The 26,973-nt window shown below is 70.3% G+C and carries 28 protein-coding genes; 16 read left to right on the forward strand and 12 right to left on the reverse strand.

Annotation, left to right across the window (positions count from 1 at the left end; translation table 11 throughout):
* Positions 1 to 16 precede the first annotated feature (16 nt).
* Together BUR99_RS07215 and BUR99_RS07220 are read left to right on the forward strand one after the other, a co-directional pair.
* Positions 17 to 376, forward strand: coding sequence for a hypothetical protein (locus tag BUR99_RS07215; protein WP_143231527.1), 360 nt, complete (start codon positions 17 to 19; stop codon positions 374 to 376).
* A gap of 243 nt (positions 377 to 619) precedes the next feature.
* On the forward strand, positions 620 to 1,075 hold the full coding sequence (locus tag BUR99_RS07220) for a hypothetical protein (RefSeq protein ID WP_074259714.1): 456 nt from the start codon (positions 620 to 622) through the stop codon (positions 1,073 to 1,075).
* Positions 1,076 to 1,108: 33 nt separating this feature from the next.
* On the opposite strand, the gene purF is transcribed toward BUR99_RS07220, so the two are convergent.
* From purF to BUR99_RS07235, 3 genes are all read right to left on the reverse strand, one after another.
* Positions 1,109 to 2,566, reverse strand: a complete 1,458-nt coding sequence (gene purF / locus BUR99_RS07225) for an amidophosphoribosyltransferase (RefSeq protein ID WP_074259715.1) — start codon at positions 2,564 to 2,566, stop codon at positions 1,109 to 1,111.
* A 124-nt stretch (positions 2,567 to 2,690) separates the two neighbouring features.
* Complete coding sequence (locus BUR99_RS07230) at positions 2,691 to 3,122, reverse strand: hotdog fold thioesterase (protein WP_074259716.1); 432 nt, start codon at positions 3,120 to 3,122, stop codon at positions 2,691 to 2,693.
* Between the two features lie 230 nt (positions 3,123 to 3,352).
* Positions 3,353 to 3,964 (reverse strand): zinc-binding alcohol dehydrogenase, encoded by a 612-nt coding sequence (locus BUR99_RS07235; RefSeq protein WP_074259717.1) that lies wholly within the window; start codon positions 3,962 to 3,964, stop codon positions 3,353 to 3,355.
* A gap of 80 nt (positions 3,965 to 4,044) precedes the next feature.
* Between BUR99_RS07235 and purM the strand changes: the two genes are divergently transcribed.
* Both purM and BUR99_RS07245 read left to right on the forward strand, forming a co-directional pair.
* Positions 4,045 to 5,148 (forward strand): phosphoribosylformylglycinamidine cyclo-ligase, encoded by a 1,104-nt coding sequence (gene purM, locus BUR99_RS07240; protein WP_074259718.1) that lies wholly within the window; start codon positions 4,045 to 4,047, stop codon positions 5,146 to 5,148.
* An 11-nt stretch (positions 5,149 to 5,159) separates the two neighbouring features.
* Positions 5,160 to 5,921: an LLM class flavin-dependent oxidoreductase gene (locus tag BUR99_RS07245; protein WP_074259719.1), complete on the forward strand. Its 762-nt coding sequence runs from the start codon at positions 5,160 to 5,162 to the stop codon at positions 5,919 to 5,921.
* Between the two features lie 142 nt (positions 5,922 to 6,063).
* Here BUR99_RS07245 and BUR99_RS07250 read toward each other — a convergent pair whose 3' ends face one another.
* The gene (locus BUR99_RS07250) at positions 6,064 to 6,267 is read right to left on the reverse strand and encodes a DUF3073 domain-containing protein (RefSeq protein ID WP_074259720.1); all 204 of its coding nucleotides are present in this window, start codon (positions 6,265 to 6,267) and stop codon (positions 6,064 to 6,066) included.
* 202 nt (positions 6,268 to 6,469) lie between these two features.
* On the opposite strand from BUR99_RS07250, the gene BUR99_RS07255 reads away from it, so the two are divergent.
* Positions 6,470 to 7,645: an NAD(P)-binding domain-containing protein gene (locus BUR99_RS07255; RefSeq protein ID WP_074259721.1), complete on the forward strand. Its 1,176-nt coding sequence runs from the start codon at positions 6,470 to 6,472 to the stop codon at positions 7,643 to 7,645.
* A gap of 25 nt (positions 7,646 to 7,670) precedes the next feature.
* On the opposite strand, the gene BUR99_RS07260 is transcribed toward BUR99_RS07255, so the two are convergent.
* Positions 7,671 to 8,537, reverse strand: coding sequence for a MurR/RpiR family transcriptional regulator (locus BUR99_RS07260; protein ID WP_074259722.1), 867 nt, complete (start codon positions 8,535 to 8,537; stop codon positions 7,671 to 7,673).
* Between the two features lie 171 nt (positions 8,538 to 8,708).
* The gene (locus BUR99_RS07265) at positions 8,709 to 9,770 is read right to left on the reverse strand and encodes a serine hydrolase domain-containing protein (RefSeq protein WP_159440960.1); all 1,062 of its coding nucleotides are present in this window, start codon (positions 9,768 to 9,770) and stop codon (positions 8,709 to 8,711) included.
* Positions 9,771 to 9,864: 94 nt separating this feature from the next.
* Between BUR99_RS07265 and BUR99_RS07270 the strand changes: the two genes are divergently transcribed.
* Genes BUR99_RS07270 through BUR99_RS07290 form a run of 5 tightly spaced genes read left to right on the forward strand, consistent with a single transcriptional unit; the run spans position 9,865 to position 15,033 of the window.
* Complete coding sequence (locus BUR99_RS07270; protein ID WP_074260268.1) at positions 9,865 to 10,797, forward strand: N-acetylmuramic acid 6-phosphate etherase; 933 nt, start codon at positions 9,865 to 9,867, stop codon at positions 10,795 to 10,797.
* 53 nt (positions 10,798 to 10,850) lie between these two features.
* On the forward strand, positions 10,851 to 12,140 hold the full coding sequence (locus tag BUR99_RS07275; protein WP_074259723.1) for an ABC transporter substrate-binding protein: 1,290 nt from the start codon (positions 10,851 to 10,853) through the stop codon (positions 12,138 to 12,140).
* A 42-nt stretch (positions 12,141 to 12,182) separates the two neighbouring features.
* A complete protein-coding gene (locus BUR99_RS07280) occupies positions 12,183 to 13,136 on the forward strand; it encodes a carbohydrate ABC transporter permease (RefSeq protein ID WP_084183779.1) in 954 nt (317 codons plus the stop codon).
* Positions 13,136 to 14,056 (forward strand): carbohydrate ABC transporter permease, encoded by a 921-nt coding sequence (locus BUR99_RS07285; RefSeq protein ID WP_084183781.1) that lies wholly within the window; start codon positions 13,136 to 13,138, stop codon positions 14,054 to 14,056. The genes BUR99_RS07280 and BUR99_RS07285 overlap by 1 nt, the downstream gene beginning before the upstream one ends.
* Positions 14,053 to 15,033 (forward strand): BadF/BadG/BcrA/BcrD ATPase family protein, encoded by a 981-nt coding sequence (locus tag BUR99_RS07290; RefSeq protein ID WP_200802701.1) that lies wholly within the window; start codon positions 14,053 to 14,055, stop codon positions 15,031 to 15,033. Before BUR99_RS07285 ends, BUR99_RS07290 begins: the two co-directional genes overlap by 4 nt.
* Positions 15,034 to 15,102: 69 nt before the next feature.
* On the opposite strand, the gene BUR99_RS07295 is transcribed toward BUR99_RS07290, so the two are convergent.
* Together BUR99_RS07295 and BUR99_RS07300 are read right to left on the reverse strand one after the other, a co-directional pair.
* On the reverse strand, positions 15,103 to 15,537 hold the full coding sequence (locus BUR99_RS07295) for a DUF1801 domain-containing protein (protein WP_074259725.1): 435 nt from the start codon (positions 15,535 to 15,537) through the stop codon (positions 15,103 to 15,105).
* 35 nt (positions 15,538 to 15,572) lie between these two features.
* Complete coding sequence (locus BUR99_RS07300) at positions 15,573 to 17,675, reverse strand: APC family permease (RefSeq protein WP_234980783.1); 2,103 nt, start codon at positions 17,673 to 17,675, stop codon at positions 15,573 to 15,575.
* A 91-nt stretch (positions 17,676 to 17,766) separates the two neighbouring features.
* Between BUR99_RS07300 and BUR99_RS20230 the strand changes: the two genes are divergently transcribed.
* The 4 genes from BUR99_RS20230 to BUR99_RS07320 all read left to right on the forward strand — a co-directional run bounded on the left by BUR99_RS20230 (position 17,767) and on the right by BUR99_RS07320 (position 20,983).
* The gene (locus BUR99_RS20230; protein WP_074259726.1) at positions 17,767 to 18,378 is read left to right on the forward strand and encodes a hypothetical protein; all 612 of its coding nucleotides are present in this window, start codon (positions 17,767 to 17,769) and stop codon (positions 18,376 to 18,378) included.
* Positions 18,379 to 18,481: 103 nt separating this feature from the next.
* Positions 18,482 to 19,189, forward strand: coding sequence for a copper resistance CopC family protein (locus BUR99_RS07310; RefSeq protein ID WP_074259727.1), 708 nt, complete (start codon positions 18,482 to 18,484; stop codon positions 19,187 to 19,189).
* A gap of 19 nt (positions 19,190 to 19,208) precedes the next feature.
* Positions 19,209 to 19,736: a copper chaperone PCu(A)C gene (locus BUR99_RS07315; protein ID WP_074259728.1), complete on the forward strand. Its 528-nt coding sequence runs from the start codon at positions 19,209 to 19,211 to the stop codon at positions 19,734 to 19,736.
* A complete protein-coding gene (locus BUR99_RS07320; protein ID WP_074259729.1) occupies positions 19,736 to 20,983 on the forward strand; it encodes a Dyp-type peroxidase in 1,248 nt (415 codons plus the stop codon). The genes BUR99_RS07315 and BUR99_RS07320 overlap by 1 nt, the downstream gene beginning before the upstream one ends.
* An 18-nt stretch (positions 20,984 to 21,001) precedes the next feature.
* On the opposite strand, the gene BUR99_RS07325 is transcribed toward BUR99_RS07320, so the two are convergent.
* From BUR99_RS07325 to BUR99_RS07335, 3 genes are all read right to left on the reverse strand, one after another.
* A complete protein-coding gene (locus tag BUR99_RS07325) occupies positions 21,002 to 21,517 on the reverse strand; it encodes a GNAT family N-acetyltransferase (protein ID WP_074259730.1) in 516 nt (171 codons plus the stop codon).
* Between the two features lie 353 nt (positions 21,518 to 21,870).
* Positions 21,871 to 22,527, reverse strand: coding sequence for a PadR family transcriptional regulator (locus BUR99_RS07330; RefSeq protein ID WP_074259731.1), 657 nt, complete (start codon positions 22,525 to 22,527; stop codon positions 21,871 to 21,873).
* On the reverse strand, positions 22,524 to 23,414 hold the full coding sequence (locus tag BUR99_RS07335; RefSeq protein ID WP_074259732.1) for a DUF4097 family beta strand repeat-containing protein: 891 nt from the start codon (positions 23,412 to 23,414) through the stop codon (positions 22,524 to 22,526). The genes BUR99_RS07330 and BUR99_RS07335 overlap by 4 nt, the downstream gene beginning before the upstream one ends.
* A 325-nt stretch (positions 23,415 to 23,739) precedes the next feature.
* Here BUR99_RS07335 and BUR99_RS07340 point away from each other — a divergent pair, with 325 nt between their 5' ends.
* Positions 23,740 to 24,498, forward strand: coding sequence for a MerR family transcriptional regulator (locus BUR99_RS07340; RefSeq protein ID WP_074259733.1), 759 nt, complete (start codon positions 23,740 to 23,742; stop codon positions 24,496 to 24,498).
* 85 nt (positions 24,499 to 24,583) lie between these two features.
* Here the strand turns inward: BUR99_RS07340 and yczE are convergent, their stop codons facing one another.
* Positions 24,584 to 25,330 carry a membrane protein YczE gene (yczE, locus tag BUR99_RS07345; RefSeq protein ID WP_074259734.1) on the reverse strand — a complete coding sequence of 249 codons (747 nt, stop codon included), beginning with the start codon at positions 25,328 to 25,330 and terminating at the stop codon, positions 24,584 to 24,586.
* Between the two features lie 62 nt (positions 25,331 to 25,392).
* On the opposite strand from yczE, the gene yczR reads away from it, so the two are divergent.
* Positions 25,393 to 26,835: a MocR-like transcription factor YczR gene (yczR, locus tag BUR99_RS07350; protein ID WP_074259735.1), complete on the forward strand. Its 1,443-nt coding sequence runs from the start codon at positions 25,393 to 25,395 to the stop codon at positions 26,833 to 26,835.
* Positions 26,836 to 26,973: the final 138 nt, after the last annotated feature.

A 26,973-nucleotide genomic window follows, 5' to 3' on the forward strand; every position in this document is an offset into this window, starting at 1 on the left:
GCGGGACAATGGAGGGGTGACCGACCCCGTGAACACCCCCGAACCCGAGAGCACCCCGCAGGGCGCCGAAGCATCCGTGCCGCTCGAGACCGAGGTCGAGCGAGACATCGTGACGGTGCGTCGCGCCCCGCGTTACTCGCGGTTCATGACGCTGGGTGCCCTCGTCGGCGCCGTGGTGGCGCTCATCCTCACGGTGAGCTTCCCCGCCAACGACGACTTCGACAAGGGGCAGGTCTTCGGGTTCCTGCTGCTCGCATGCGCGGCCATCGGTCTCGCGCTGGGTGCCCTCGTGGCGCTCGTCATCGATCGCGCGACCGCGCGCCGCGCGAAGTCGGTCACCGCCGAGCACGAGACGATCCACCCGGTCGACGAGTAACCGCGACACCCCGCCGCGGGGAGCGCGCCTGAAGCGTGTCGACAAAGGTCGCGCGTTCTGGCCGGAACTCTGGTCCCGTGTCGCGTTGTCAGTTGCTCTCGGATGCCCAGCGGTCGTCGATCGAGGGGACGATCCCGAAACCGACGGGACGCCCGGGCGGGAAGGGAATGGCCTCCCCCTACAATCGCCGTGAGGCGAAGCGCCGGGCCGAGATTCCGGCACCGGTGCGATGGAGGGATCTGGATGTTCGGTTTCGGTTCGAAGAAGAAGCAGAAGCTCAGCCTCAGCGATCTGGTGGAGCAGCTCAGGCCCGACCTGAGTCGGGAATCGCTCGGTGTCGGGCCCGACTTCCCGGGAGTTGCCCCGAACCCGCTCATGAGCAGTGCTGCATTCAAGCGCAACGCGGAACTGCGTACGGGGGTGCTTGCGCTCGGCGTCCTCGTCGACTGGCGGGAGCTCAACAGCAACCCCCGCCTGATCCTGATGTTCGACGTGGAGACCGCCGACGGCATCTCGTTCCGCGGTATCGCAGACGATACCCTCACGATCACCGAGCTCACCCGACTCGCCCCAGGACAGACAATGCCCGTGCGCTACCGGCCGGCCGTCATGGACCACTACGTCGCCCTTGCACGGGATGCGGACCCCGCCCAGGTGCAGCAGCTCTCCGACGAGATCGCGAGCCGCAAGCGGACCTGACCCGAACTCGCTATCGCCTCTCGAGCTGGCGTCCTAGCTGAGCTGCGTGCGCTCCACCCAACCGAGGTACTCGTCGGTGACGGTGCCGGTGACGTACTCGCCCGTGAAGCACGAGAGGTCGAGCTGCTCGATCGAGGTGCCCTCGGTGATCGCGGCCTGGAGGTCGGCGACCTCCTGGTAGATCATGTGGTCGGCGCTGAGCTCCGACGCGATCTCGGGGATCTTGCGGCCGTAGGCGATGAGCTCCTGTCGGCTCGGCATGTTGATGCCGTACACGTGCGGGAACCGCACCGGCGGGGCCGCCGAGGTGAACGTCACCTTGTTGGCGCCGGCCGCGCGGGCCATCTCGACGATCTCCTTCGAGGTCGTGCCGCGCACGATCGAGTCGTCGACGATGAGGATGTTCTTGCCCTTGAACTCCGTGCCCATGGCGTTGAGCTTCTGCCGCACCGAGCGCTTGCGCTCCGCCTGGCCGGGCATGATGAACGTGCGGCCGACGTAGCGGTTCTTGTAGAAGCCCTCGCGGTACTCGATGCCGAGCTTCTGCGCGACCTGCATCGCGGCGGGCCGCGAGGAGTCGGGGATGGGCATGACGACGTCGATGTCGCCCTTGTCCATGTGGGTCTCGATCGTCGTCGCGAGCCGGTCGCCCATGCGCAGGCGCGCCTCGTAGACCGAGATGCCGTTCATGATCGAGTCGGGGCGCGCGAGGTAGACGTACTCGAACGAGCACGGCACGAGTACCGGGTTCTTCGCGCACTGGCGCGAGATCATCTGGCCGTCGAGGCCGATGAAGATGGCCTCGCCCGGGTGCACGTCGCGCACGATCTCGTAGCCGCCCGATTCGAGCACGAGCGACTCGGATGCCACGATCCACTCGTCCCTGCCGTTGTCGGCGGTGCGGCGGCCGAGGATGAGCGGGCGGATGCCGAACGGGTCGCGGAACGCGAGGAGGCCGTAGCCGGCGATCAGCGCGATGACGGCGTAGGAGCCCTCGACGCGCTCGTGCACCTGCTCGACGGCCGTGAAGACCTGGTCGGGGTCGAGGTCGAGCCCCGTGATCTGGCCCTGCAGCTCGGTGGCGAGCACGTTCAGCAGCATCTCGGTGTCGCTCGTCGAGTTCACGTGACGGCGGTCGATGCGGAAGAGGTCCTCCGACAGCTCGCGCGTGTTCGTGAGGTTGCCGTTGTGCACGAGGGTGATGCCGTACGGCGCGTTCACGTAGAACGGCTGGGCCTCCTCTTCGCGCTCGGCGGCGCCCTTCGTCGCGTATCGCACGTGACCCAGGCCCATGTTGCCGATGAGCGAGCGCATGTCGCGGGTGCGGAAGGCCTCGCGCACCTGCCCGCGCGCCTTCGTCATGTGGAAGATGGGGCCGTCGGCCGTCGCGATGCCGGTGGAGTCCTGGCCGCGGTGCTGCAGCAGCAGCAGGCTGTCGTAGATCTGCTGGTTGGCCGGTTCAGTGGAGACGATTCCGACGATGCCGCACATGCGAGCGATGGCTCCTCGAAGGTGGGGGAAGTGTCCGAGCAGGACTCCTCAATCCTCGCATACGCGCGCCGGTGAGCCGGCTGAACGCAGGCTGCTGCTCAGCTGAGCAGATGCGAGCGCGGAATCAGTACTCCGAGGGCTTCGCGAGCACGGCCATGGTGCACCGCGAGACGCACACGAGCTTGCCCGCGGCATCCGTGATCCTGATGTCCCAGACCTGCGTCGTGCGGCCGCGAGTGAGCGGCGTCGCCTCCCCGTACACCCAGCCGTCGGCGACCGGTCGCACGTGGTTCGCGTTGATCTCCATGCCCACGCAGTAGAACTTCGACGAGTCCACAGTGAGCGTCGCGCCCCAGCTCGCGAGCGTCTCGGCGAGGGCGACGGATGCTCCGCCGTGCAGCACCCCGCCGGGCTGGCGTGTGCGGTGGTCGACCGGCATCCGCCCCTTGAGGGAGTGGTCGGTGGTCTCGGTGATCTCGATGCCGATCGCACGGATCATCGTGTCGTCACGGGCGTTCGCCCACTCCAGTGAGGGCTCGCCGAACCAGATGCTCATGCCGTCGAGTCTGGCACCTTCTGCGAGTTGAGCCTGCCGCACTCTGCGAGTTGAGCCCGTCGAAACTCATGTGCGGGCAACTGGGTTTCGACGGGCTCAATCCGCAGTGGGGGTTTCGACAGGCTCAACCGCAGTGGGGGTTTCGGCGGGCTCAATCCGCAGTGGGGGTTTCGGCAGGCTCAACCCGCAGTGGGGGTTTCGGCAGGCTCAACCCGCAGAAGCACGGGTGTCTACGCGAGCTCGGCGATGATCGGGTGCATGGCGTCGTCGAACGCCGAGGCATCCGACCGCAGCGAATCGGTGACCGCGACGGTCATGTCGCCGATCCACCAGACGCCCGACTCGGCGAGCGGCACCACCTCGACGTTGAGCTCGAAGGAGTGGGCGCGGCGGCCGACCTCGCGTTCGTGTTCGGCGATCGTGCCGGCGTAGGCGCGGTACGAGTCGCCGCGTCGGGCGGCCGATGCGTTGCGGTAGCCCACGTGCGCCCAATCGGCCCAGGCCCGTGCGGCCTCCGCGTGCGGCACGATCGCGGCGGCGAGCACCTCGGCGCCCGAGCTCGGCAGCGCGACCTCGGTCTCGAAGGCGTCGACGAGTTCGAGTGGCACGGTCGACGGATGCGTCTCGGGTTCGACGGTCATCGCCCACCAGGCCCGCCACTGCTGCTCGAGCTGGTCGTGCTGATCGATCTCGAGCCGGTCGCCGACGGCGCCGACATCACGCAGGCGCGGCAGTTCGAGCGGGGAGGCGATGGCGAGCACTTCGCGCAGGTAGAGCGCGAGGAGTACCGGGCGACTCGCGTTCTCACGGATCACCCACGATGGCGTGCCCCCCGGCTGCATGGCTGTATTTTAGTCCGCGTTTCGCCCTGCGGCACGGATCGGCACGCGGGACCCGTGTGTGGCGCGGGTACGCTGGACGGGTGACCTCGAACTCGTCCTATGCCGCTGCCGGAGTCGACACGCAGGCGGGTGACCTCGCCGTCGAACTCATGAAGGCGTCGGTCTCCGCCACGCACGGGCCGAACGTGCTCGGCGGCGTCGGCGGATTCGCCGGGCTCTTCGACCTCTCGTTCGCCAAGGACTACACGCGGCCCCTGCTCGCGACCTCGACCGACGGCGTCGGCACGAAGATCGCGATCGCCCAGGCGCTCGACAAGCACGACACGATCGGGCAGGACCTGGTGGGCATGGTCGTCGACGACATCGTCGTGGTCGGCGCGAAGCCGCTCTTCATGACCGACTACATCGCGTGCGGCAAGGTCGTGCCCGAGCGCATCGCCTCGATCGTCACGGGCATCGCCCGTGCCTGCGCCGAGACCGGCACGGCCCTCGTCGGCGGCGAGACCGCCGAGCACCCGGGCCTCATGGGTGTCGACGACTACGACGTCGCGGGCGCCGCGACCGGCATCGTCGAGGCCGACCGCCTGCTCGGCGCCGACAAGGTCGAGTCGGGCGACGTCGTCATCGCCATCTCCTCGAGCGGCCTGCACTCCAACGGCTTCTCGCTCGTGCGCCACATCCTGACGAGCGCCGGCATCGGGTACACCGACGCCTCGGCGGAGTTGGGCACCACGTGGGGCGAGGCCCTGCTCGAGCCCACGCGCCTGTACAGCGGCCAGCTCGTCGAGCTGCTCGCCGGCCCGCACGGCGACGCCGTGCACTCGCTCTCGCACGTCACGGGCGGCGGCATCGCCGCGAACCTCGCCCGCGTGCTGCCGCTCGGCTCCTGGGTCGAGCTCGATCGCTCGACCTGGTCGCCCGCCCCGGTGTTCCGCGTGCTGAACGAGCTCGCCGGCACCACGCTCGAGTCCACCGAGGGCACCTGGAACCTCGGCATCGGCTTCTTCGCCGTCGTGCGAGCGGATGCCGCGGCATCCGTCATCTCGGCGCTCGGCGCCCTCGGCCTGCCGTCATGGCAGGCGGGCACCGTGACCATCGGCGATCGCGAGCTCACGGGCTTCGAGCAGGGCGCCAAGGGCGTCGACGGCGGCGCCGTGCGACTCGTCGGTTCCTACGCGAGCTGATCGGACTCGTCGTGCGCACGCCGGTCTCGATCGGGCTCATCGGAACGACGGATGCCTCGATCGTGGCGGCGCTCGCGCCGCGCATCGAGCGGCTCGGGTTCCACGCGCTGTGGCTGAACGACGTGCCGGGCGGCGACTCGCTCGCCGGACTCCGCGTCGCGTCGGCCGTGACCGACCGTCTCCGGCTCGCGACGGGAGTGATCCCGCTCGATCGGCGGCCGGCCCCGACGCTCGACCTCGATGGGATCCCGGCCGAGCGGTTGATGCTCGGCATCGGCTCGGGTCGCGCCGAGCATCCGCTGGCGCTCGTCGCCGACGGCATCACCGTGCTCCGCGGGGCGACCGACGCCGAGATCTTCGTGGGCGCCCTCGGGCCGCGCATGCGCCGGCTCGCCGCAGAGCGCGCCGACGGCGCACTGCTGAACTGGCTGACGCCGCGCACGGCGACCGCCACGACCGCCGAACTGCACGAGACCGCAGACGGCCGCCAGGTGCGGTCGGTGCTCTACGTGCGCACCATCGCCGAGGCCGCCGCCCGCGCCGCGCTCGACGCCGAGATCGCGCGCTACGAGGAGGTGCCGACGTACGCCGCGAACTTCGCCCGCCTCGGAATCCGCCCGGCCGACGCGACGATCGACGGCGCGCGACGGCTCGCCGACTACGACGCTGCGGCCGACGAGATCGTGCTGCGCGCGATCACACCGGGCGGGTCGCTCGCCGAACTCGAACGGTTCGTCGAGACGACCGCCGCGTGGGTCGAGCACCGCGAATAGGTCGAGTGCACCGCGGAACGACTCGCCGCACCGAGCAGCGGATGCCGCGGCATCCGAAATCGGTCACCGCTCCGCCGGGCCTCGAGGGCCGGGTGTCTCGCGGTGGTGCGAGGTCGTTGCGAGCTGGGAGAGGAACGTGCGCCTACGCGCGCTGTTCGTCTTCCGCGACATAGGTGTCGTCATCGTCGGCGGCATACTCCGCCCACTTCGACGCCTCTTCGCTGTACTCGTCATGCGGCGAGCTGGTGAGCTCGCGCTCAAGCGCGTTGTAGTCGGTGTTCGGGCTGAAGTACTTCAACTCCCGAGCGACTTTGGTGTGCTTGGCTTTCTGACGGCCGCGCCCCATGCGTGACCCCCTTACGGCATCTGGCCGGGTGGGATTTGGTCTTCACCCGGCGCTCATCTGATAAATGAATTCGTCCAACCGCCAGTTTAGCACCGCCGCAGACACGGTTCGGCGTACTGCACAGGCATGCCCGAGGACGTATGGTGGGCATTCGGCTCGCGTGCTGCGAGCACACAGCAAGCCATGCTGAGATTGTCAGGTGATGACGAGCCCCGAACGCGTGAAGGTCGTGGTGATCGGCGCCGGACAGGCCGGCCTGTCGGTCGCCTTCTATCTGCGTCGGTTCGAGCTCGTGGCCGATCAGGACTTCGTCATGCTCGACCGTGCGCCCGGTCCCGGCGGGGCGTGGCAGCATCGCTGGTCGTCGCTCCGGCTCGGCACCGCGCACAAGGTCAACGACCTGCCCGGCATGTCCGAACTCGGCCTGAGCTTCGACACCGCCGACCGCAACCTGCCCGCGAAGGCCGTGGTCGCCGACTACTACGACCGGTTCGAGCAGCACTTCGACCTGCGCGTGCGGCGCCCGATGAACGTGCGACAGGTCGTGAACGCCGGGGTCGACCTGCAGGTGCGCTACGAAGACCTGACCCCGCAGCCGCTCGAGGAGCAGAAGGCCGCTCGCGGTCTCTTCGGGCGCCGCCGCAAGACCTTCGAGGAGCCCGCGGAACCCACCGCCCCGCAGCACGAGATCAGCACCCAGTTCCTCGTGAACGCGACCGGCACCTGGGGTTCGCCGTTCGTGCCGTACTACCCGGGCATGGCGGAGTTCGCCGGGCGCCACGTGCACACCTCCGACTTCACCGACGCCGAGGACTTCCGCGACAAGCACGTCGTGGTGGTCGGCGGCGGCACTTCGGCGATCGGTTTCATGCTCGAACTCGAAGAGGTCGCCGCCGGGCTGACCTGGGTCTCGCGACGCCCGATCGACTGGCTCGACCGGCAGGAGCTCGACCTCGAAGGGGCATCCGCCGCCGTCGCGATGCAAGACGAAGCCGCCCGCTCGGGTCGCGCACTGCCCTCGATCGTCAGCGGCACCGGCGTGCCGAAGAGCCGTCGCATGGCCGCGGGCATCGAGCGGGGGCTGCTCGTGGCGCGTCCGATGTTCGACCGCATCGAGGGCGACCGCGTCGTCTGGGAGGGCGAGAACTCGGGCATGGCCCGGGCCGACGTCATCATCTGGGCCACCGGGTTCCGCCCCGACCTGCGTCACCTCGCCCCGCTGAAGCTGCGCGAGAAGGCAGGCGGCATCACGGTCGGGCAGGGCGCGGCGTGGAGCGACCCCCGCATCTTCCTCGCCGGGTACGGGCCTCAGGCCTCCACGATCGGTGCGAGCCGAGCCGGCCGCATGATCGCGCGCCAGATCATGGCGATGCTCTAGCGGCCGTCGCCGGGCATCGGCGAGGTCAGCCGTCGAGTCTGTGGGCCTGCACCGCGTCGTAGGTGAGCCGCAACAGCTCGCCCGCTCGATCGATCTCGCCCTGCAGCAGGCGCACGACGACGAAGTCGACGATCGCCATCTGCGCCAGGCGGCTCGACATGGCACCTGTGCGGTACCGGGACTCGCGCGCGCTCGTCACGAGCAGCTGATCGGCGACCCCGGCGAGCGGGGAATCGGGGTAGTTCGTGATCGCCACCGTCGTGGCACCGCGGCCGCGAGCGAGGGTGAGCATCTGGTGCGTCTCGAGGGTCTGGCCCGAATGTGAGATCCCGATCGCGATGCTGCCGGGCCCGGTCAGCGCGAACGAGGTCAGGGCGAGGTGCGCGTCCGTCCAGCAGAAGCTCGGCACGCCGATGCGGTGCAGCTTCAGTTGCAGGTCTTGGGCGGTGAGTCCGCTCGAGCCCGCGCCGAAGACGTCGATGCGGGGCGCCGTTCGGATCCCCGCGACCACGGCGTCGAGCGCCGCGAGATCGAGGCTGCGCGCGGTCTCCTCGATCGCGCGCGCCTCCTGGTAGGCCACTTTCGTGACCACGTCGAGCGCGGAGTCGTTGGCATCGATTTCCGCGTCGTCGACACGGAACAGCTCGCGCGCGGCCTGTTCACGGCTGTTCGCGCCCGCGATTGCGATGCGGAACTCCTTGTAGCCCGCATATCCCACTGCTCGGCAGAAGCGGGCGACTGAAGCGGGGGATGTCCCGGCGAGCTCGGCGAGCCGGGTGATGGTCGACTCCACCACGACGGCGGGCCGGTCCAGCACGAGTTCCGCGATGTGGAACTCGGACTTCGAGAGCGATGGCATCCGCTGTCGGAGGGCGACGAATACGTCGGTCATCGGGGGCCTCCCAGTGCGGCCGCGACGTCGGCGGGCCGACGTCGTATCGGACGGAGTTCATTCGAGGCTCGTTGCGGAGGCACCCGGTTGGAGTCGAATACTATCGGGCGCGGTCGGAGCGCCCCGGTCGCAGCGACGGCGGGAGAACGTACGTCGACGGACATGATCGGCTCACCGTCTCGATGCCGCGGAGACGACGCGAGCCCGCACCTCGCGCACCTCGTTCGACGATCGTGCGGGATGCACGCGGTTCGCGAGCAGCACGACCGAGCGTCGACCGCCCGGCTCGGCGGCGAAGGCGGTGCCGGTGAAACCCGTGTGCCCCGCGACACGTGGGCCGAGTCCCCGCATCCAGTCCTCGTTGAGCCGCGGCCCGAGCGCCTGTCCGTAGCCTGGGTCGTCAGGGAGCTGGAGGGGGGTCGCGAGCGCGGCGGCGACAGCGGCCGGAAGCACTCTGGCGCCATCGATCTCACCGCCGGTGCGCAGCGCCTCGGCGAAGCGCAGCAGGTCGCGTCCGGTCGCGAAGAGGCCGGCGTTGCCGCTCACCCCGCCGAGTGCCGCGGCGGTCTCGTCGTGCACCTCGCCGTGCACGAGGCCGCGACCGGGTTGGAACTCGGTCGCGGCGATGGAGGCGCGCAGTTCCGGGGCGGGACGGAATCCCGTCGAATGCATGCCGAGCGGCTCGAGCACCTGTCGGTGCACCACGTCGTCCAGTGGCGCGCCCGCGAGCGACTCGGTGGCGAGCCCCGCCCAGATGTAGCCGACGCACGAGTAGCGATGCGAGATCCCGGCGGCCGTGTCGGGCCGTGCGCCCTCGCGGAAGCGCCGGGCATCCGGGTCCGGATCGCGGTCGAACCACTCGGCGGGGAGGCCGGCGGTGTGTCCCAGCAGGTGCGCCAGGGTCGTGGTCCGCCCGCGGCGGTCGCCGAACTCGGGCAGCAGTTCAGCCGCGGGCAGCGTCGTGTCGAGACCCTGCGCGTGGAGTTCGCCGAGGAGTGCGGCGGCGACGATCGGCTTGGTGATCGAAGCGAGGTCGAAGCGCGTCGCCGCCGTGGCCGGCGCGGCGTCGACGGTCGCGGGGACTCCCGGGGCATCCCACAGCCGGGTCGTGCCGGCGTGATGCTCGAGCACGACCTCGCCGTCGACGGCGACGAGCACCGTGGCGGCGGAGCCGAGCGCGGAGCCGATCGCCCGGTCGACGATCTCTTCGATGGGAGCACCCTCGGAACGCATGTGAAAAAAATAGCCCTGATACTTCACATGCGCGACATTTTTGTACATACTGGGTCCGACCCAGCCCGCTGACGTGAAGGATCACCTCTCGCTGATGAGCACCCAAGACCTCCTGCTCGATCGCCAGGACGGCGCGCAGCCCCTCCCGCCCACCGAGCTCCGGCTCGACGCCTCGGCGGAACTCGACTCGAAGTCGAGCCTCGAGGTGCTGCGACTGCTGAACGCTGAGGACCGGGTCGCGGTGGAGGCCGTCGCTGCGGTCCTGCCGCAGCTCGCCGATCTCGTCGATCTCGCCGCCGAGCGTTTCCGCCGCGGCGGAGCGGTGCACTATTTCGGGGCGGGCACTTCGGGCCGCCTCGGCGTGCTCGACGCCGCCGAGCTGCTCCCCACCTTCAATCTCGAGCCGGGTCGCGTCGTCGCCCACATCGCCGGCGGGCCCGCGGCACTCGTGAACGCCGTCGAGGACGCCGAGGACTCCGAGGCCGAGGGTCGCGCCGCCGCCGCCGGCATCGGACCGGATGACATCGCGATCGGCCTCGCCGCGAGCGGCAACACCCCCTACGTCGGCGGCGCTCTCGCCGCCGCGCGCGCGGCGGGCGCCACCACCGCCCTCGTCTCGAGCAACCCGGATGCTGCGCTCGCGCCACTGGCCGACATCGATCTCGTGCTCGCGACCGGTGCCGAGGTGCTCACCGGCTCGACCCGGCTCAAAGCGGCCACCGCCGAGAAGCTCGTGCTCAACGGCTTCTCGACGGCCCTCATGGTGGCCGTCGGCCGAACCTGGTCGAACCTGATGGTCTCGGTGGTCGCGACCAACGACAAGCTGCGACTGCGCACCGTCCGCATCCTGCAGGAGGCGACCGGCCTCGAGGCCGGGGCCGCCGTCGGGCTGCTCGCATCCGCCGACGGCGAACTGAAGACCTCGATCGTCGCCGCGATCGCCGCGATCGACGTCGTCGACGCCCGATCGCTCCTCTCCCGTCATCACGGCTCGGTGCGCGGCGCGCTCGCCGCGGCATCCGCCTAGCCCAGCTGCTCGACCCCGTCCCCGTTCTGCATCACACAATGAAGGAGAGAAACATGATGAGGCGACGTATCCTCACCGCCGCAGCGCTGCTGACCGGCTCGGCCCTGCTGCTCAGCGCCTGTGCGCCGAGCGCTTCCAGTGGCGACGAGCAGGCGAGCGGTGACGCGGTCACCTTGAAGGTCTGGTCGTGGCGCACCGAAGACGTCGAGGCCTACAACAAGATCTTCGACGTCTTCGAGGAGGAGCACCCGAACATCACCGTCGAGTTCGAGGCGTTCCAGAACACCGAGTACAACCAGATCCTCACCACCGGCCTCGCGGGCAGCGACGGCCCCGACGTGCCCATGGTGCGCGCTTACGGCCAGCTCCAGCCGAACATCGAGGCCGGTCAGCTCGAGCCGATCGACGGCAAGGTCGAGGGGCTTGACGGCATCGCGCCCAGCGTCATCGCCGGTGCGAAGGGGAAGGCCGACGGCAAGACGTACGCCGTGCCGCTGGCCACCCAGACCCTGCAGATGTTCTACAACAAGCAGATCTTCGAGGACCAGGGCCTCGAGGTCCCGACCACGTGGGACGAGTTCATCGACGTCCAGGAGAAGCTGCTCGCCGCCGGCATCACGCCGATGGCGCTCGGTGCCAAGGACGACTGGATCCTGCCGATCTTCGCCGACATCGTGGGCAGCGCCCGCTACGGCGGTTCGGAGTTCGAGGAGCAGGTGCTCTCGGGCGAGACCGACTTCAACGACCCGGACTACGTCGCTTCGCTCGGCATCATCACCGAGATGGAGAAGTACCTCACCTCCGACGTCGTCGGCGTGAGCTACACCGACAGCCAGATCCAGTTCTCCTCGGGCCAGGCGGCGCAGTTCCCGGGCGGCTCGTTCGAGATCGCGACCTTCCGCAACCAGGCGCCCGACCTCGAGTTCGGTTCCTATCAGGTGCCCGTGCCCGACGACGCCGTGCTCGACGCGCCGGTCTCACCGGCCTACGCCGACGGCAACTTCGCCATCAACTCGAAGTCGACCCACCAGGACGAGGCCGTCGAGCTGCTCAATTGGCTCGCCACCCCCGAGTTCGGCCAGCTCGTCGCCGACGAGCTGAACCAGTTCTCGGCGATCCCCGGGGTCGAGTACGAGGATGCCGCCATGCAGGAGGCGTGGTCCAACTACGAGGACGGCCAGGCTCCGTACCTGCTGCTCGTCGACTTCCGCTACGGTGAGCCGCTCGGCACCGCAGTGCTCGGCCAGCAGGTGCAGAAGATGTTCCTGGGCGAGACGGATGCCGCGGGAGCCGCGGCCGCGCTGCAGACCGGCATCTCGCAGTGGTTCGTCCCCGGCGAGTAGTCCGCACGCCCACCCCCACCCCATAGCGAGGAAACGAAGACCATGTCCGCCACCCCTGCACTCACAGCGCCCCGCCGGCGCGGGAACACGGGCATCGCCCTGTCCCGACGGGCGGGCATGGTCTTCGTCCTCCCCGCGCTGATCCTCTTCGCCGTCTTCATCGCCTATCCGCTGTTCACCGCACTCAGCTACTCGTTCTTCGGCTGGACCGGCATCCTGCGCGGCGACTTCGTCGGCATCGAGAACTACGTCACCCTGTTCACGAAACTGCCATACAGCGAGGACATCCCGAACGCGTTCGTGCACAACATCCTGCTGTTCTTCGGCGCGATGGTGTTCCAGAACACGGTCGGACTCGGGCTCGCGAGCCTGCTGCATCGCCTCAGCCGCTTCAAGCGCTTCTTCCAGACGATGTACACGCTGCCCTACCTCGTCTCCCCGCTCGTCATCGGCTACCTGTGGTCCCTGATGCTCTCGCCGCTCTTCGGCCCGGTGAACGCCGTCCTGCGCGGCATCGGGCTGGGCGAGCTCGCCCAGCCCTGGCTCGGCAACCCGCAGACGGCCATCTGGGTCGTCGTGCTCGTCACGGCCTGGCAGTGGATCGGCTTCCCGGTGCTGCTCTACGGCGCCGCCCTCGGCGGCATCCCCGAGGAGATCGACGAGGCCGCTTCGCTCGATGGGGCGAGTGCGTGGCAGCGCTTCCGCTCGATCACCCTGCCGATGCTCGTGCCGGCGATCGGCACGGTGAGCGTGCTCACGTTCATCGGCGCGATGGAGGCGTTCCCGATCCCGTACGCGCTGGGCGGCTCCCAGGGCAATCCGGCCGGCGCCACCGACGTGCTGAGCCTCCTCTTCTACCGCACCGCCTTCGAGTCGGGCTCCTCGAACGCGATAGGCACGAGCTCGGCGATCGCCACCCTGCTGTTCATCTTCATCTTCGGCATCTCGATGCTGATCACCATGCTCCTGCGCCGGGCCGAACGGAAGCTCTTCTGATGACCGCGACGATCACCCCCAGCACCGCCGACGCGCAATCCGACGGCCGCGACGGCCGCAAGACCGGTCGCCCGAACGGCGGAGCACCGCGCCGCCGCCCGAAGGTGACCGCCGGCGGCATGGCCTCGAGCGTCTTCCTCTGGCTGTACGCCGCGATCTCGATCGCACCGCTGCTGCTCATGGTCTCGAACTCGTTGCGCACCACGCAGGACATGGCGACGAAGCCCCTCGGCCTGCCGCTGCCGCCCGACTTCACGAGCTACCAGAAGGCCTGGATCACGGCCTCGTTCGACACCTACTTCTTCAACTCGATCTTCGTCACCGTCGCCTCGGTGCTGTTGTCGACCGTGGTGTCGCTGCTCGCGGCCTACGCCTTCGCCCGGACGAAGTCGAAGCTGTTCACGGCGCTCGAGGGACTCTTCCTGTCGGGGCTCATGCTGCCGGTCTACCTCGCCATCCTGCCGCTGTTCTTCCTGCTCGACGCGGCCGGCATGATCTCGAACCTCTGGGGCCTGATCCTCGTCTACGGTGCACTCGGAATCCCGTTCTCGACCTTCGTGCTGTCGAGCTTCTTCCGCCAGCTGCCGATCGAACTCGACGAAGCGGCACGGCTCGACGGCGCCGGCCCATTCCAGACCTTCTGGCGGGTGCACCTGCCGCTCGTGAAGCCCGCGATCGCGACGGTCGTGGTGTTCCGCTTCGTGCCGGTCTGGAACGACTTCTTCTACCCGCTCATCCTCATCCGCGATCAGGACTCCTACACGCTGCCGGTCGGGATCACCCGGTTCTTCGGCGAGTACCAGACCGACTGGGCGACGCTCTTCGCCGGACTCACCCTCGCGACGATCCCGCTCGTCGTGCTCTTCCTGCTCGCGACGAAGCAGATCGTCTCGGGACTCACGGCCGGCATGAGCAAGTGAGCCTGCTGCTCGGCATCGACATCGGCGGTTCCGGCAGCCGGGTCGCGATCCGCGCCGGGGCCGGTCCGCGGCGTGAATTCGCCGGCGAGCGCATCGGGGTGACCGCGGCCGGGAGCTCGGTGCCCCAGACGGCGATCGCCCTGCTGCGCCGGGCGCGCGACCTCTGGCCCGAGGAGTTCGCCGGGGTCGACGGCGTGGCACTCGGCGCGACGGGGCTCGCCACGCTCGTCGCCCGGCCCGAGGCGCTCCTCCAGGCGATGGGGGCCGAACTCGCGGTCGGCCGGGCGCCGTCCGATCGACGCCCGCCCGCGGCGGTCGCGATCGACGCCGTCACGGCCCACCTCGGTGCGCTCGGCGGCGGATCGGGTGCGATCGTCGCCCTCGGCACCGGCGCGGTCGCGCTCGGCACCGACGGGCACGAGATCTGGCGCCGCGTCGACGGCTGGGGTCACCTGCTGGGGGATCGCGGCAGCGGCGCGTGGATCGGCAACCGCGGGCTCCGGGCCGCGATCCGTGCGCACGACGGTGTGGACGCGTCGGGCTCGGCGCTGCTCGCCGCCGCTCGTGCCCGCTTCGGCGATCCGCTCGGCTGGCCGGCGCAGTTGTACACCCGTGATGATCGCGCGGGAGTGCTCGCCGGGTTCGCCCCTGACGTGTTCGCGCTCGCGAGCGACGGCGACGCAGCTGCGACGACGATCGTCGCGGCAGCCGGCGCGGAGGCGGCTCGAAGCGGTCTCGCCGCGCTCGCATCCGGGCTCGAGCCGAGGCTCGCCCTGACCGGCGGCGTCGTCAGCGCCGGCGGCCTGCTCGTGAGCACATTCGCCGAGACCGTCGCGGTGCTCCGTCCCGACGTCGAGACGGTGGCGCCGCTCGGCGATCCGCTCGACGGTGCCCTGCGCCTCGCCGGCCGCGCTGCAGTCGGAGGCGTCGCCTCGCGCGAACCCTACGTCTGGGCGGACGGCGGGACACTCCGCTGACCGGGGCTCAGGCTGCGCGCCCGCGGGCGGCCGGAGCCCTGCATCATGCTCAGGAGGGGCGCATCCTGCTCACGAACCGACCTCGCCGGCGTCGGGCTGCTCGGGCCCCTCGGTGACCGACGTGTACGACTCGCGCACGAGTTCGGTGAGCGCGTCGAGGTCGACCTTCGTGAGGTCCTTGAGGTAGAGGCAGGTCAGGCCGGTCGTGTGCGGGCCGAGCCGTTCGAGCAGCTCGGGGTCGCGGGTGAGTCCCGGGACGAGGTAGACCGTCGTGGCGGCCTTGCGCGGCGAGAACGCCGCGGCCGGGGCATCGCCCTCGCGACCGCTGTCGTAGGTGTAGTGGTACTCGCCGAACCCGATGATCGTCGGTCCCCACATGCGCGGCTGCTGACCCGTCACGCGGGAGAAGAGCTCGAGCAGCGTCTCGGCGTCTCGGCGCCGCACGGGGTGCTCGACCCGGTCGATGAACTCGTGCACCGAGGCATCCGTGAACTCAGTGGCCATGTCGGCAGCCTACGCGCAGCCCGGACGCCGGCGGCCTAACGCGGGCGCTTCTGGTTCGACTCGGCGAGGGGGCGACGCGGCACGGGGCGCACGGGCTCGCCGCGGCGGTCCTGGCCGGGGAGCGGCCGCGAGCGACGACCGTAGAGCAGGTCGGAGGAGTCGAGCAGCCACGGCACGAGCGCGACCGTGACGCCGTGCACGAGCAGCAGCTTCTGGCGGATGCGCCGGGCCTTGTGGTTGTGCAGGATGTTCTCCCACCAGTGGCCCACGATGTACTGCGGCATGTACACGGTCACGACCTCCGAGCCGTGCTCCTCGCGACGCGACTTGATGTACGTGATGAGCGGGTAGCTGAGGTCGCGGTAGGGCGAGTTCAGGATGCGCAGCTTCACGTGGATGTTCTGCTTGACCCAGTCCTTCTTCAGCTGCTTCGTCTGCTCCTCGTCGAGGGAGACGTGAATGGCCTCGAGCGAGTCATGGCGGGCAGCGATCGCGTAGTCGAGCGCCTTGAGGGTGGGCTTCTGCATGCGGCCGACGAGCACGATCGCGTGGTCGCCGGTGGCGCCGAAGGTCGTGGTCGGGTCGACCTCGATCTCCCGCTCGACGTCGCGGTAGTAGCGGTTCACGCCCATCATCAGGAAGAACAGGATCGGCATCAGCAGGAACACGATCCACGCGCCATGGGTGAACTTCGTGACCGTGACCACGATGAGCACGACCGCGGTCATCGCGGCGCCGATCGCGTTGATCACGAGCGCGCGCAGGATCGCACCGCGGGTGAGCGGCGCGGTCTCGTCGGCGCCCTTCGCTGCGCGCTTCGGGGCGCCCTTGGCCGGATGCCGCAGGCGTGAGAGCTCTCGCAGCCAGTGCCGCACCATGCCCGTCTGGCCGAGCGTGAACGAGACGAAGACGCCGATGATGTAGAGCTGGATCAAGACGGTCAGGTTCGCCTGGAAGATCAGCAGGATCAGGGATGCCGCGAGCGCGAGGATCACGACGCCGTTCGAGTAGATCAGGCGGTCGCCGCGGGTCGACAGCGACTTCGGCGCGTAGCCGTCGCGGGCGAGCACCGAGCCGAGCAGGGGGAAGCCGTTGAACGCGGTGTTCGCCGCGAGCAGCAGCACGAGCGCCGTGGTGGCCTGGATCACGTAGAAGGCGATGGTCGCGTCGCCGAAGGTGGCGGCGGCGACCTGCGCGATGAGGCTGCGTTGCGGCTCGGTCGCGCACTCCGTCCAGCCGATCAGACTGCATGGATTCTCGGCGTAGTGCACCTGCGAGATGAGCGCGACGGCGGTGAGGCCCGCGAAGAGCACGATCGCGATGCCGCCCATGAGCACGAGCGTCATCTGCGCGTTCTTCACCTTGGGGAGGCGGAAGGCCGGCACGCCGTTCGAGATCGCCTCGACACCCGTGAGGGCGGAGCATCCGCTCGCGAAGGAGCGCAGCAGCAGCAGGATGATGCCCGCCTGCGTCAGCGACTCCGCCTCGACGCCGAAGGCCGCCGACTCCGCCACCGGCGGATCGCCCATGACGGTGCGGGTCAGGCCGACGACGACCATCACGAAGACGCTGCCGATGAAGAGGTACGTCGGCACGGCGAACGCCTTCGACGACTCCGAGACCCCGCGCAGGTTGATGGCCGCGAGGATGATGACGAACACGATGGCGAGCTCGACCCGGAACGGGTCCAGTTCGGGGATCGCCGAGATGATGTTGTCGACGCCCGACGCGACCGACACGACGACGGTCATGACGTAGTCGACGAGCAGGGCCGACGCGACGACGAGGCCCGCCTTCTCGCCGAGATTGCGGTGCGCGACCTCGTAGTCGCCGCCGCCCGAGGGGTAGGCGCGGATGAGCTGCCGGTAGCTCGCGACGACGGTCACGAGCAGCACGACGACCGCGAGCGCGACCCACGGCGCGAAGCTCAGGAAGGCGAGCCCGCCGACCATGAGGATCATCAGGAGTTCCTGCGGTGCGTACGCCACCGACGAGAGCGGGTCGCTCGCGAAGATCGGCAGAGCGAAACGCTTCGGAAGGAGCTGGCCCTCGAGATGCTCGGTCGGGAGTGGGTCGCCGATGATCCAGTGCTTCGGCGACTTCAGCTCGGCCGGTGGTGTGTCCGCCTCATTCGTCACGGCGGTTGAGACTACACCCGCGGAGGTCGGTGTCAAGTGCGCATTGTAGAGTTGTGGCGATTCTTCGATACATCGATTTCCGGGGGCAGTTGTGAACCGTGCGGCGCAGCTCGCGCGTGGCTCGGCCACCGCGCTCGTCGCCCTGTTCCTCGCGGCTTTCTCGCACGGTGTCGCCGCAGGCGAGGCGCCCGGCGGCGTCGGGCTCGTGCTCGCGGGCATCGTGGCGCTCGGGGCATCCGTCGCCCTCGTCGGCCGCCGCACGACGGCGGTGCGCACGACGCTCGCGGTGATCGTCAGCCAGGGTGCGTTCCACCTGCTGTTCGGCGTCGGCGCGGGCGCGTCGAGCGGATCGTTCGTCGTCAACGGCGGCGGCCACCACCAGCAGACGGTGGCGTTCGTCGACGGCGGGGCTGCTGCACCGGTCGGCCATGTGCACGCCGACACCGCCATGCTCATCGGCCACGCGCTCGCCGCGGTCGCGACCATCGTCTACCTGCTCGCCGTCGAGCAGGTCGCGTGGCGAACCCTCACCGCGGCGGCGCGCCGGTTCGTGCTGCGGCTCACCGCACCGGTGCCGCCACTCGCGCTGCTCGTTCCGGTCGTCCGCCGCGCCCTTGCGACGTGCGTGCCGCGACTGCGTTCACGACTCCGCTTCACCGCCCTGGGCTCGCGCGGCCCGCCGCTCCTCCTCGCCTCCGCGTAATCCCGCCGACCGGCGGAAACCAGAGATTCCGGATGCCCCTGCGGCCGTGCACATCACACCTGCGCCGCCGGATCCCGGACCGAGGAGAGAGACTCCCATCGCAATGAACACCCAGACGACCGCAGCCACCGCCGGCGCGGGCGACCGCACCACTCACCTCCGCGCCATCGTGCTCGCCGCCACGGCGCTCACCTTCGCCGCAGGCATCACCCTGGCCGGCGCCTCGCCCGCCTTCGCGCACGACGAGCTCGTGGGCTCGAGCCCCGAGCCCGGCCAGGTCTTCGACGTCGCCCCGACCGAGGTCGCGCTCGACTTCTCGGACGACATCATCGAGGTCGGCACGGCGGTCGTCGTGGTCGACCACCACGGCGGCGACGTCGAAGTGGGCGACCCCGTGATCGCGGGCGCGCACGTCACGGCCGCACTTCCGGCAGACCTCGAGGGCGACTACCAGGTGCGCTGGCGCGCCGTCTCGAGCGACGGGCACCCGATCGAGGGCACGATCGACTTCGGAGTCGGCGCCGACGCCACCGGCACCTGGACCGAGGAGCCGGCCCACGACGACGCGGCGACCGAAGAGGATGCCGCTGACGGCGACCACGCCGAGGGCGACCACGAATCGGCGGACGAGTCTGCGCAGAGCGGCCCCGACGGATGGGCCGTCGCCGGCTTCATCGTCGGCGGACTGGGCATCCTCGCGCTCATCGCCGCGGTCATCGTGAACGCGAAGCGCAAGAGCGCGGGCCCCGGCGCGGGTCCGGGCGACGGCTCGGGCAGCGACACGTCCGGCACGTCCGGCGACGACGCCTGAGCCCGGGGGAGCAGAACACATGCGTTCCATTGCGATGACCCCTGCCCTCGGCGCCGCGCTCGCGGCCGTGCTCGCCCTCGCCGGGTGCGCCGGCGGCGGCCAGCCCGCAGAGACCCCCGCCGCGTCGGTCCAGGCCGAGGCCGCGGCATCCGTCACCGTCACCGATGCCTGGGTGAAGGCCGGCGACGACGGCATGACCGCGCTCTTCGGCATGCTCGACAACGGCGGAGCCGCCTCGATCACGCTCTCGGGCGCCGAGACCGACGCAGCCGAGACGGCCGAGCTGCACGAGACCGTCGAGACCGACGGCGCCATGACGATGCGCGAGAAGGAGGGCGGCTTCGAGATCGCCGCGGGCGGGCACCTCATGCTCGAGCCCGGCGCGAACCACGTCATGCTCATGGGCCTGACCGGCCCGCTGCAGGCCGGTGACGAGGTCACCGTCACGCTCTCGTTCTCCGACGGCTCCACGCTCGACGTGGTCGCGCCGGTGAAGGACTACCAGGGCGCGAACGAACAGTACGACGAAGGTCACGAGGCGCACTGATGACCGGCGAACCCGGCGGCTCCGGGTTCTCGCGGCGGCATCTCCTGTTCGGAGGTGCCGCCGCGGCCGGAGCCGGTGCTGCGGTCGCGCTCGGTGCGTCGGCCGCGATCCGGGCGGGCGTCGACGCGGCCGGCGGGTCTGCAGCCGACGGGACCGGCGCTGCCGTCTCGGCGACCGCCGTCGGCGAGGCGATCTTGCCGTTCCACGGCGTGCACCAGGCCGGCATCGAGACGCCGCCGCAGTCGCACGCGGTCTTCATCGCGCTCGACCTGCTGCCCGAGGTCGATGCCGCGGCGCTGCGTCGCATGCTGCGGGTGCTGAGCGACGACGTCGCTCGCGTGACGCAGGGGCGGGCGCCCCTCGCCGACACGGAGCCCGAGCTCGCCGAGGTGCCGGCGCGGCTGACCGTGACGTTCGGCTTCGGCCCCGGGCTCGTCGCCCGAGCCGGTGCCGAGGCTCCGAGCTGGTTGCGTCCGCTGCCGCCGTTCGGCATCGACCGACTCGACCCGCGATGGAACGACGGCGACCTGCTCCTGCAGATCGGCGCCGACGACGCGGTCACGGTCTCGCACGCGGCACGCATGCTGCTGAAGGATGCGCGCAGCTTCGCGACCGTCCGTTGGACGCAGCGCGGGTTCCGCCGCGCGGCGGGCTCGGAGCCCGACGGTCGCACGATGCGGAACCTCTTCGGCCAGCTCGACGGCACGGTCAACCCGAAGCCGGGCACGGCGGACTTCGACGAGCTCGTCTGGTCAGCAGGGGAGCCCGCGTGGATGGCCGGCGGCACCTCGATGGTGCTGCGGCGCATCGCGATGGACCTCGACGGGTGGGATCGGGTCGATCGACCCGGGCGCGAGGCATCCGTCGGGCGGAAGCTCGCCTCGGGCGCCCCGCTCACGGGGAAGCGCGAGCACGACGAGCCCGACTTCGAGGCACTGGGCCCGGTGGGCTTCCCGGTGATCCCCGACTTCTCGCACCTGCGGCGATCGCGGAGCGACGTGCCGGGGGAGCGCATCTTCCGGCGCGGGTACAACTACGACGAGGCGCCGGCCGGGGCATCCGTCTCGGATGCGGGGCTGCTGTTCGCCTCGTTCCAGGCCGACGTCGACCGGCAGTTCGTGCCGATCCAGCGGCGGCTCGACGAGCTCGACCTGCTGAACGAGTGGACGACCCCGGTCGGGTCGGCGGTGTTCGCGATTCCGCCGGGCTGCGCCGAGGGAGGCTACATCGGCGACACGCTCGTGTGAGCCTGCTCGCTCGTCTCGCTAGGGGCGAGGAGGCGGTGCGAGGTCGACGACCCAGTCGTTCGTGTGCAGCACGAGACCGGGTCTCACCTCGAACGCCTCCTCGCCGAGCAGGCGGAAGCCCGCCTTGCGGCAGACGGCGTTCGACGGCGGGTTGTCGACCCGCGGGTAGGCATGCACCGGCAGCACCTCGCCGGCGGCTCGCGCGGCGTCGAGCATCGCGATGACCGCGGCGGGGGCGATGCTCTGGCCGCGGTACTCGGCCTCGACCGACCAGCCCGCCTCGAGGGCGGGCTCGCCGTGCCAGTCGTGCTGCCAGTACCCGACGATGCCGACGCCCTCGGGATGCCCCGGGACCACGATGCGGAACTGGTGCGCCGTGCCCTCGCGCTGCAGGCGGAGGTAGCGCTCGTGCCGAGCGAGCACCTGCTCGTCGTTCTCGGGGCCGCCGAGCTGGTCCATGAGCTCGTGCGTGTTCGCGCGGTGCAGCAGCGCGAGGTCGTCGTTCGACCACGGACGCAGCTCGATATCGGGCATGCCCTCATCACACCACCGCCCGCCGACACCGCCGCCGCGCTCGCGCAGCCACCCGCCGGCACCGCCGCCGCCTCGCCGGCACCGCCGCCGCGCTCGCGCCACCCCGCGAGCTGCTCATACTGAGCGCCACGGCCCGTCGAGATGACGCGTGTTGTCGGATCCGCTCGGCGTATTCCGACAACACGCGTCATCTCGAGGCGCGAGGAGACGGGGTGAGTGGTGAGTGGTGAGTGGTGAGTGGTGAGGGGTGAGTGGTGAGGGGCGAGGGGTGAGTGGTGCCAGGGGGGTGCGATGCGATGCAGAAGGGCGGCGCCCCGGGGGAGGCGCCGCCCGGTTCAGGGGGGAGTTCGCGACTAGTGGTCGCCGAGCGTGGCGAGCACGTCGGCACGCACCTGTGCGAGGCGCGCCCGCAGCAGGGTGACGGTCTCGGGCGTGACCCGTCCGCGGCTCGCCCGCGTGCGCAGGTCGGTGCGCAACTGCTGGCGGAACTCGCTCAGCACGAGGTCGGCCTCGTGCACCGCGCGGCTCGTCTCGGCTCGGGCGTCGCCGCCCCACGACGTCGATTCGCCGGCGCCACCGGCCGTGCTCGCGGCGGATGCCGAGGTCTTCGTCGATGAGCGCTTGGCCTCGCGGGCAGCGCTCGCGAGTTCGGCGCGAAGCGAGCGCATCGCGTCGTTGACCTCGGCCCGCACGCCGTCGGCGAGACGGCGCACCGAGTCGGTGACCTCGTTCTCGATGCCGTCGAGCTCGTCGCGGCGAGATTCGAGTTCGGCGCGGCCGGCATCCGTGATCTCGTAGACGGTCTTGCGGCCGTCGGCGGACTTCGAGACGAGGCCTTCTTCCTCGAGCTTCGAGAGTCGCGGGTAGATCGTGCCGGCGCTCGGGCTGTAGGTGCCGCCGAAACGGTCGGAGAGCGCCTGGATCAGCTCGTATCCGTGTCGCGGCTGCTCGTCGAGCAGTGCGAGCAGATAGAGGCGCAGACTGCCGTGGGCGAAGACGGGCGGGGTCATGCGGATGCCTCGTCGCCGCTCGAGCCCGAACCGGTTGCGGTGTCGCCGTGGCTCGTGCCCGCGGCATCCGCTGTCGTGCTCGCCTTCTCGCGGCGCATGACCGAGATCGATCCCGAGACGCTGTTCGCGCCGAGGTCGAGCCACTTGCCCGAGAGCTCGCCGGTGACGCGCTCGAAGCCCTTGCCGAGCATGCCCCTGATGGTCGTGTCGTCGATGAGCACCGTGCCGCCGACCGTGTTGATGCGGTAGCGGGCGCCGGACCCGGGGGCGAAGCGCACCGTGAGGTCGCCCGCGACGGTGTTGGTGTCGATGCGGTCGGGTGTGCCGAACGCGTCGAGGATCATGTTGCCCGAGACCGTGTCGGCGTTGAACGAGCGGATGTCTCCAGTTGCGACGACCTCGCCCGACACCGAGTGCGCGGTGATGCGGCCGGTGTGGTTGCCGGCCGAGACCTCGCCGGAGACGGTCGAGAGCTCGACGTCGCCCTCGTGGTTGTCGAGCACGAGGTCGCCCGAGACCGTGCTGAGTTTCGCATCGGTCGTGAAGCCCGAGACGAGCGCGTCGCCCGAGACCATGCCGAGCTTCATGACGACGTGCCGCGGCGCGAGGATGGACACCTCGGCCTTCGCATTGCCGGCCCAGCCCTTGAAGACGTCGATGAAGTTGTCCCACCGCAGTTGCGGGTGGTCGATCTCGAGGGAGTCGCCGTCGATCTCGATCTTCAGGTCTTTGCCGGTGACGTTGGAGACCTCGATGCGGGCGCCGGGCTCGTCGTGGGCGATCACGTCGACCTTGCCGCCGATGAGGCTGACCTTGAGCTTGCGAACCAGTTCGAGGTCGATGACCCGGGTCTCTCCGGGGTTGATGACCCACTTCTCGATGGACATGCGGTGCTCCTTCTGTCGCGGTTGCGTTCTGCGTGCGAGGTGCGGATGCCGCGGCATCCGCTGCCCTCGAAGCCTGTGACGCGATATATCGCGTGTGTGATGTGAACACGATATATCGCGTTTGCGCTCGACGCAAGTCGACCATTCCGGCGGATATACGATCCGGCGCGCCGAGAGCGGCTCGATCGGCGCGGGGTGGCGGATCGTATATCCGCCGGAATGACGGGGTGAGCGGATACCTCGCGTGCTTGACATTGACGCAGCGTCAAGATCTACCGTGGTCGTTGTGGGGCGAGGCGCCCCGATCACGAGAGAGGAGCACGCCGTGGACTGGTCGATCCAGGAGATCGCGAAGCTCGCCGGCACGACGAGCCGCACGTTGCGTCACTACGACGACATCGGGCTGCTCGCCCCGACGCGCATCGGCTCGAACGGGTATCGCCACTACGACGACGCCGCGCTCGTGCGCCTGCAGCGCATCCTGCTGCTGCGGGAGCTCGGGCTCGGACTCCCCGCGATCGGCGAGGTGCTCGACCGTGAGGCGAGCGCCCCGCACGCCCTGCGCAGCCACCTCGAGTGGCTGCGCGGCGAGCAGCTACGGCTGGCGCGGCAGATCGCGTCGGTCGAGCACACCATCGATGCATTGGAAGGAGGTGAACGACTCATGGCGGAGAACATGTTCGACGGCTTCGACCACACCCGGTACAGGGAGGAGGTCGAGGAACGGTGGGGCACGGACGCGTACGCGAAGAGCGACGCGTGGTGGCGCTCGATGAGCGCCGACGAGAAGGCGGCCTGGCAGCAGCGGATGTCGCAGCTGGGCCGTGACTGGATCTCGGCGTTCGAGCGGGGCATCGACCCCGCGGGCGACGAGGGTCAGGCGCTCGCGCAACGGCAGTTCGACTGGCTGCGCGGCATTCCTGGCACGCCCGGCGGCGGCGGCGCGGGCCCGAGCAAGGAGTACTTCCTCGGCCTCGCCGAGATGTACGTGGCCGATGAGCGCTTCGGCGCGAACTACGGCGGCCGGGAGGGCGCCGAGTTCGTGCGCGACGCGATGATCGCATACGCGGAGCGCGAGCTCTAGCTCGAGCGCTTCGTCGCCTTCGGCGCGGAGGTGCAGTGGCCCCCGAGGTGTCCCGACCTCGGGGGCGACTGCCGTCTCGGCGCGGTCAGGCCGCGGGCTCGGCGGATGGCAGGGACGCGGGTGCGGGCACGGACGCAGGCGCGTCGGACCTCGCGGGCGCCGCGGCATCCGCCGGCTCGACGTCCGGCTCGGTCGCCGGTGTGGTGGTGGCGGGGCGCTTGATCGCGAACATCGGGATGGTGATCCCGCACAGCGGGCCGACGAGCAGCGCGAACGCGACGGTGCCGATGCCGACGTTGCCGCCGAGCAGCCATCCGGCGGCGAGCACGACGAGTTCGATGCCGGTGCGCACGATCCAGATCTTCCAGCCCGTGACGCGGTGCAGGCCCGTCATGAGTCCGTCGCGCGGGCCGGGCCCGAAATGCGCGCCGATGTAGAGGCCCGTGGCGATGGCGAGCACGACGATGCCGGCCGGCAGCAGCAGCACGCGCACCCAGAGGTCGAGGCCCGGCGGGATGAGCCAGAGGCCGAGATCGGCGGACGGCCCGACGAGCAGCGCGTTCATGATGGTGCCGAAGCCGAGCCGTTGTCGGAGCGGGATCCAGAGCAGCAGCACGAACCCGCTGATGATGACGGTGATGAGCCCGAACTGCAGGCCGGTCTGCTTCGCGATGCCCTGGGTCAGCACGTCCCACGGGGCGACGCCGAGTTCGCCGCGCACGATGAGTGCGATGCCGATGCCGTAGAGGAGGAGGCCGACGAAGAGCTGGACGAAGCGGCGCACGAGCACGGGCGTCGAATCGGCGGTGGCGAAGCGGATGGAGCGGGGCATTCTGCAATCCAATTGCATGATTGGCCTGTTCGCAAAGAGCCAATTCGTCTAAAGTGGCTCGAATGGCGGAGTCCACCCTGAGCGCACGAGCGCTCGACAACCTGCTCGGCGACTGGCGCAGCGGCGCCGGCAGCGCGTACCACGCGCTCGCCGAACGCATCCGCCTGCTCGTGCTCGACGGGCGCATCCCCGTCGACACCCGGCTGCCCGCCGAACGCGACCTCGCCGAGCGACTCGGACTGAGCCGCACCACCGTGACCGCCGCCTATCGGCACCTGCGCGAACAGGGTCTCGTGCTGAGCGTGCGAGGCTCGGGCAGCGTCGCACGACTGCCCGGCGCACCGACCGTGCTGCCCCCCGCTCCGGCCGCCGACTACATCGACTTCTCGAAGGCGGCCCCGACCGCCCTGCCGTGGCTGCCCGACCTCGCACGGCAGGCCGTGGAGGACCTGCCCGAGCATCTCGGCGACGCGGGGTTCGACCCGATCGGCACGCCGGCACTGCGCGCGGCGATCGCCGATCGCTACACGGCGCGCGGGCTGCCGACGACGCCCGAGCAGATCATGGTCACGATCGGCGCGCAGCACGCGATCGCCCTGCTCTCGCGGGCGCTCATCGGTCGCGGCGACCGGGCGATCATCGAGGCGCCGACCTATCCGCACGCCTATGAGGCGCTCCGTGCGGCGGGCGCCCGGCTCGTGCCTGTCGGAGTGGCGCCGCGTGATGGTGCCGACCAGCACGGCCGTGCCGAGTCCGAGGCCCTCGTGCGCGCGATCGGGCACTCGAACCCCGTCGCCGCTTACCTGATGCCCGACTTCCAGAACCCCACCGGCCGTTCCATGAGCGCCGAGACGCGAGCGCGCGTGCTCGACGCGGCCGCGCGGCAGGGCACGGTCATCGTCGCCGACGAGACGACGGGCGAACTCGACATCGATCGACCCGAGTCGCTGCTGCCGATGGCCGCCTACGGTCCGGCGATCATGGTGGGCTCGGTCGGCAAGACCGTCTGGGGCGGCGTGCGCGTCGGCTGGATCCGCGCCGATCGGCCGCTCATCCGCCGACTGCTCGCCGTGCGGTCGCCGGGCGACCTCGGCACGCCCATCATCGAGCAGCTCCTGGTGACGCGTGCGCTGCCGCACATGGACGACATCCTCGACCTCCGCCGCGAACAGCTTCGCGCCGGGCGCGACCGGCTCGAGGGGCTGCTCGCGCAGGCCTTCCCCGAGTGGCAGGTGCCGCACGTCGACGGCGGCATCGTGACCTGGGTCGGCCTCGGCGCGGCGGTGAGCTCGCAGCTCGCGCTCGCCGCGCGCTCGCAGGGGCTCATCATCGCCGCGGGGCCGCGGTTCGGCATCGACGGGGCGTTCGAGCGCTTCCTGCGGCTGCCCATCTGCTATCCGGCCGAGACGACGGATGCCGCGGTGCAGGCGCTCGCCCGCGCCTGGCACTCGCTCTCGGGGGCGGCCCCGGTGCCCGACCAGAGCCTGCTCGCCTCGGTGATCTGAGCCGCGGGGCGGGCGGGCGACTGACGCGCCGGGCGTCGAGTGTCTGACGCGCCGGGCGCTCGCATCCGGTTGTTCACGTGCCGGGCACCCGCCGTCCACCTCGCTCCCACCGGCCGGTCGCCCGGCTGGGCGAGCCTG

The sequence above is a fragment of the Agromyces cerinus subsp. cerinus genome (assembly GCF_900142065.1).
Lineage (GTDB): Bacteria > Actinomycetota > Actinomycetes > Actinomycetales > Microbacteriaceae > Agromyces > Agromyces cerinus.

What these genes read in the sequence shown, in the direction of transcription:
- BUR99_RS07250 (WP_074259720.1), bottom strand. Translation starts at nt 6,267, where the DNA reads ATGGGGCGCGGCCGTCAGAAAGCCAAGCACACCAAAGTCGCTCGGGAG.
- BUR99_RS07285 (WP_084183781.1), top strand. Translation starts at nt 13,136, where the DNA reads ATGACCGCGACGATCACCCCCAGCACCGCCGACGCGCAATCCGACGGC.
- yczR (WP_074259735.1), top strand. Translation starts at nt 25,393, where the DNA reads ATGGCGGAGTCCACCCTGAGCGCACGAGCGCTCGACAACCTGCTCGGC.
- BUR99_RS07315 (WP_074259728.1), top strand. Translation starts at nt 19,209, where the DNA reads ATGCGTTCCATTGCGATGACCCCTGCCCTCGGCGCCGCGCTCGCGGCC.
- BUR99_RS07275 (WP_074259723.1), top strand. Translation starts at nt 10,851, where the DNA reads ATGATGAGGCGACGTATCCTCACCGCCGCAGCGCTGCTGACCGGCTCG.
- BUR99_RS07310 (WP_074259727.1), top strand. Translation starts at nt 18,482, where the DNA reads ATGAACACCCAGACGACCGCAGCCACCGCCGGCGCGGGCGACCGCACC.
- BUR99_RS07295 (WP_074259725.1), bottom strand. Translation starts at nt 15,537, where the DNA reads ATGGCCACTGAGTTCACGGATGCCTCGGTGCACGAGTTCATCGACCGG.
- BUR99_RS07255 (WP_074259721.1), top strand. Translation starts at nt 6,470, where the DNA reads ATGACGAGCCCCGAACGCGTGAAGGTCGTGGTGATCGGCGCCGGACAG.
- BUR99_RS07235 (WP_074259717.1), bottom strand. Translation starts at nt 3,964, where the DNA reads ATGCAGCCGGGGGGCACGCCATCGTGGGTGATCCGTGAGAACGCGAGT.
- BUR99_RS07320 (WP_074259729.1), top strand. Translation starts at nt 19,736, where the DNA reads ATGACCGGCGAACCCGGCGGCTCCGGGTTCTCGCGGCGGCATCTCCTG.
- BUR99_RS07260 (WP_074259722.1), bottom strand. Translation starts at nt 8,537, where the DNA reads ATGACCGACGTATTCGTCGCCCTCCGACAGCGGATGCCATCGCTCTCG.
- yczE (WP_074259734.1), bottom strand. Translation starts at nt 25,330, where the DNA reads ATGCCCCGCTCCATCCGCTTCGCCACCGCCGATTCGACGCCCGTGCTC.
- BUR99_RS07330 (WP_074259731.1), bottom strand. Translation starts at nt 22,527, where the DNA reads ATGACCCCGCCCGTCTTCGCCCACGGCAGTCTGCGCCTCTATCTGCTC.
- BUR99_RS07325 (WP_074259730.1), bottom strand. Translation starts at nt 21,517, where the DNA reads ATGCCCGATATCGAGCTGCGTCCGTGGTCGAACGACGACCTCGCGCTG.
- purF (WP_074259715.1), bottom strand. Translation starts at nt 2,566, where the DNA reads ATGTGCGGCATCGTCGGAATCGTCTCCACTGAACCGGCCAACCAGCAG.
- BUR99_RS07270 (WP_074260268.1), top strand. Translation starts at nt 9,865, where the DNA reads ATGAGCACCCAAGACCTCCTGCTCGATCGCCAGGACGGCGCGCAGCCC.
- BUR99_RS07230 (WP_074259716.1), bottom strand. Translation starts at nt 3,122, where the DNA reads ATGAGCATCTGGTTCGGCGAGCCCTCACTGGAGTGGGCGAACGCCCGT.
- BUR99_RS07220 (WP_074259714.1), top strand. Translation starts at nt 620, where the DNA reads ATGTTCGGTTTCGGTTCGAAGAAGAAGCAGAAGCTCAGCCTCAGCGAT.
- BUR99_RS07335 (WP_074259732.1), bottom strand. Translation starts at nt 23,414, where the DNA reads ATGTCCATCGAGAAGTGGGTCATCAACCCCGGAGAGACCCGGGTCATC.
- BUR99_RS07280 (WP_084183779.1), top strand. Translation starts at nt 12,183, where the DNA reads ATGTCCGCCACCCCTGCACTCACAGCGCCCCGCCGGCGCGGGAACACG.
- BUR99_RS07265 (WP_159440960.1), bottom strand. Translation starts at nt 9,770, where the DNA reads ATGCGTTCCGAGGGTGCTCCCATCGAAGAGATCGTCGACCGGGCGATC.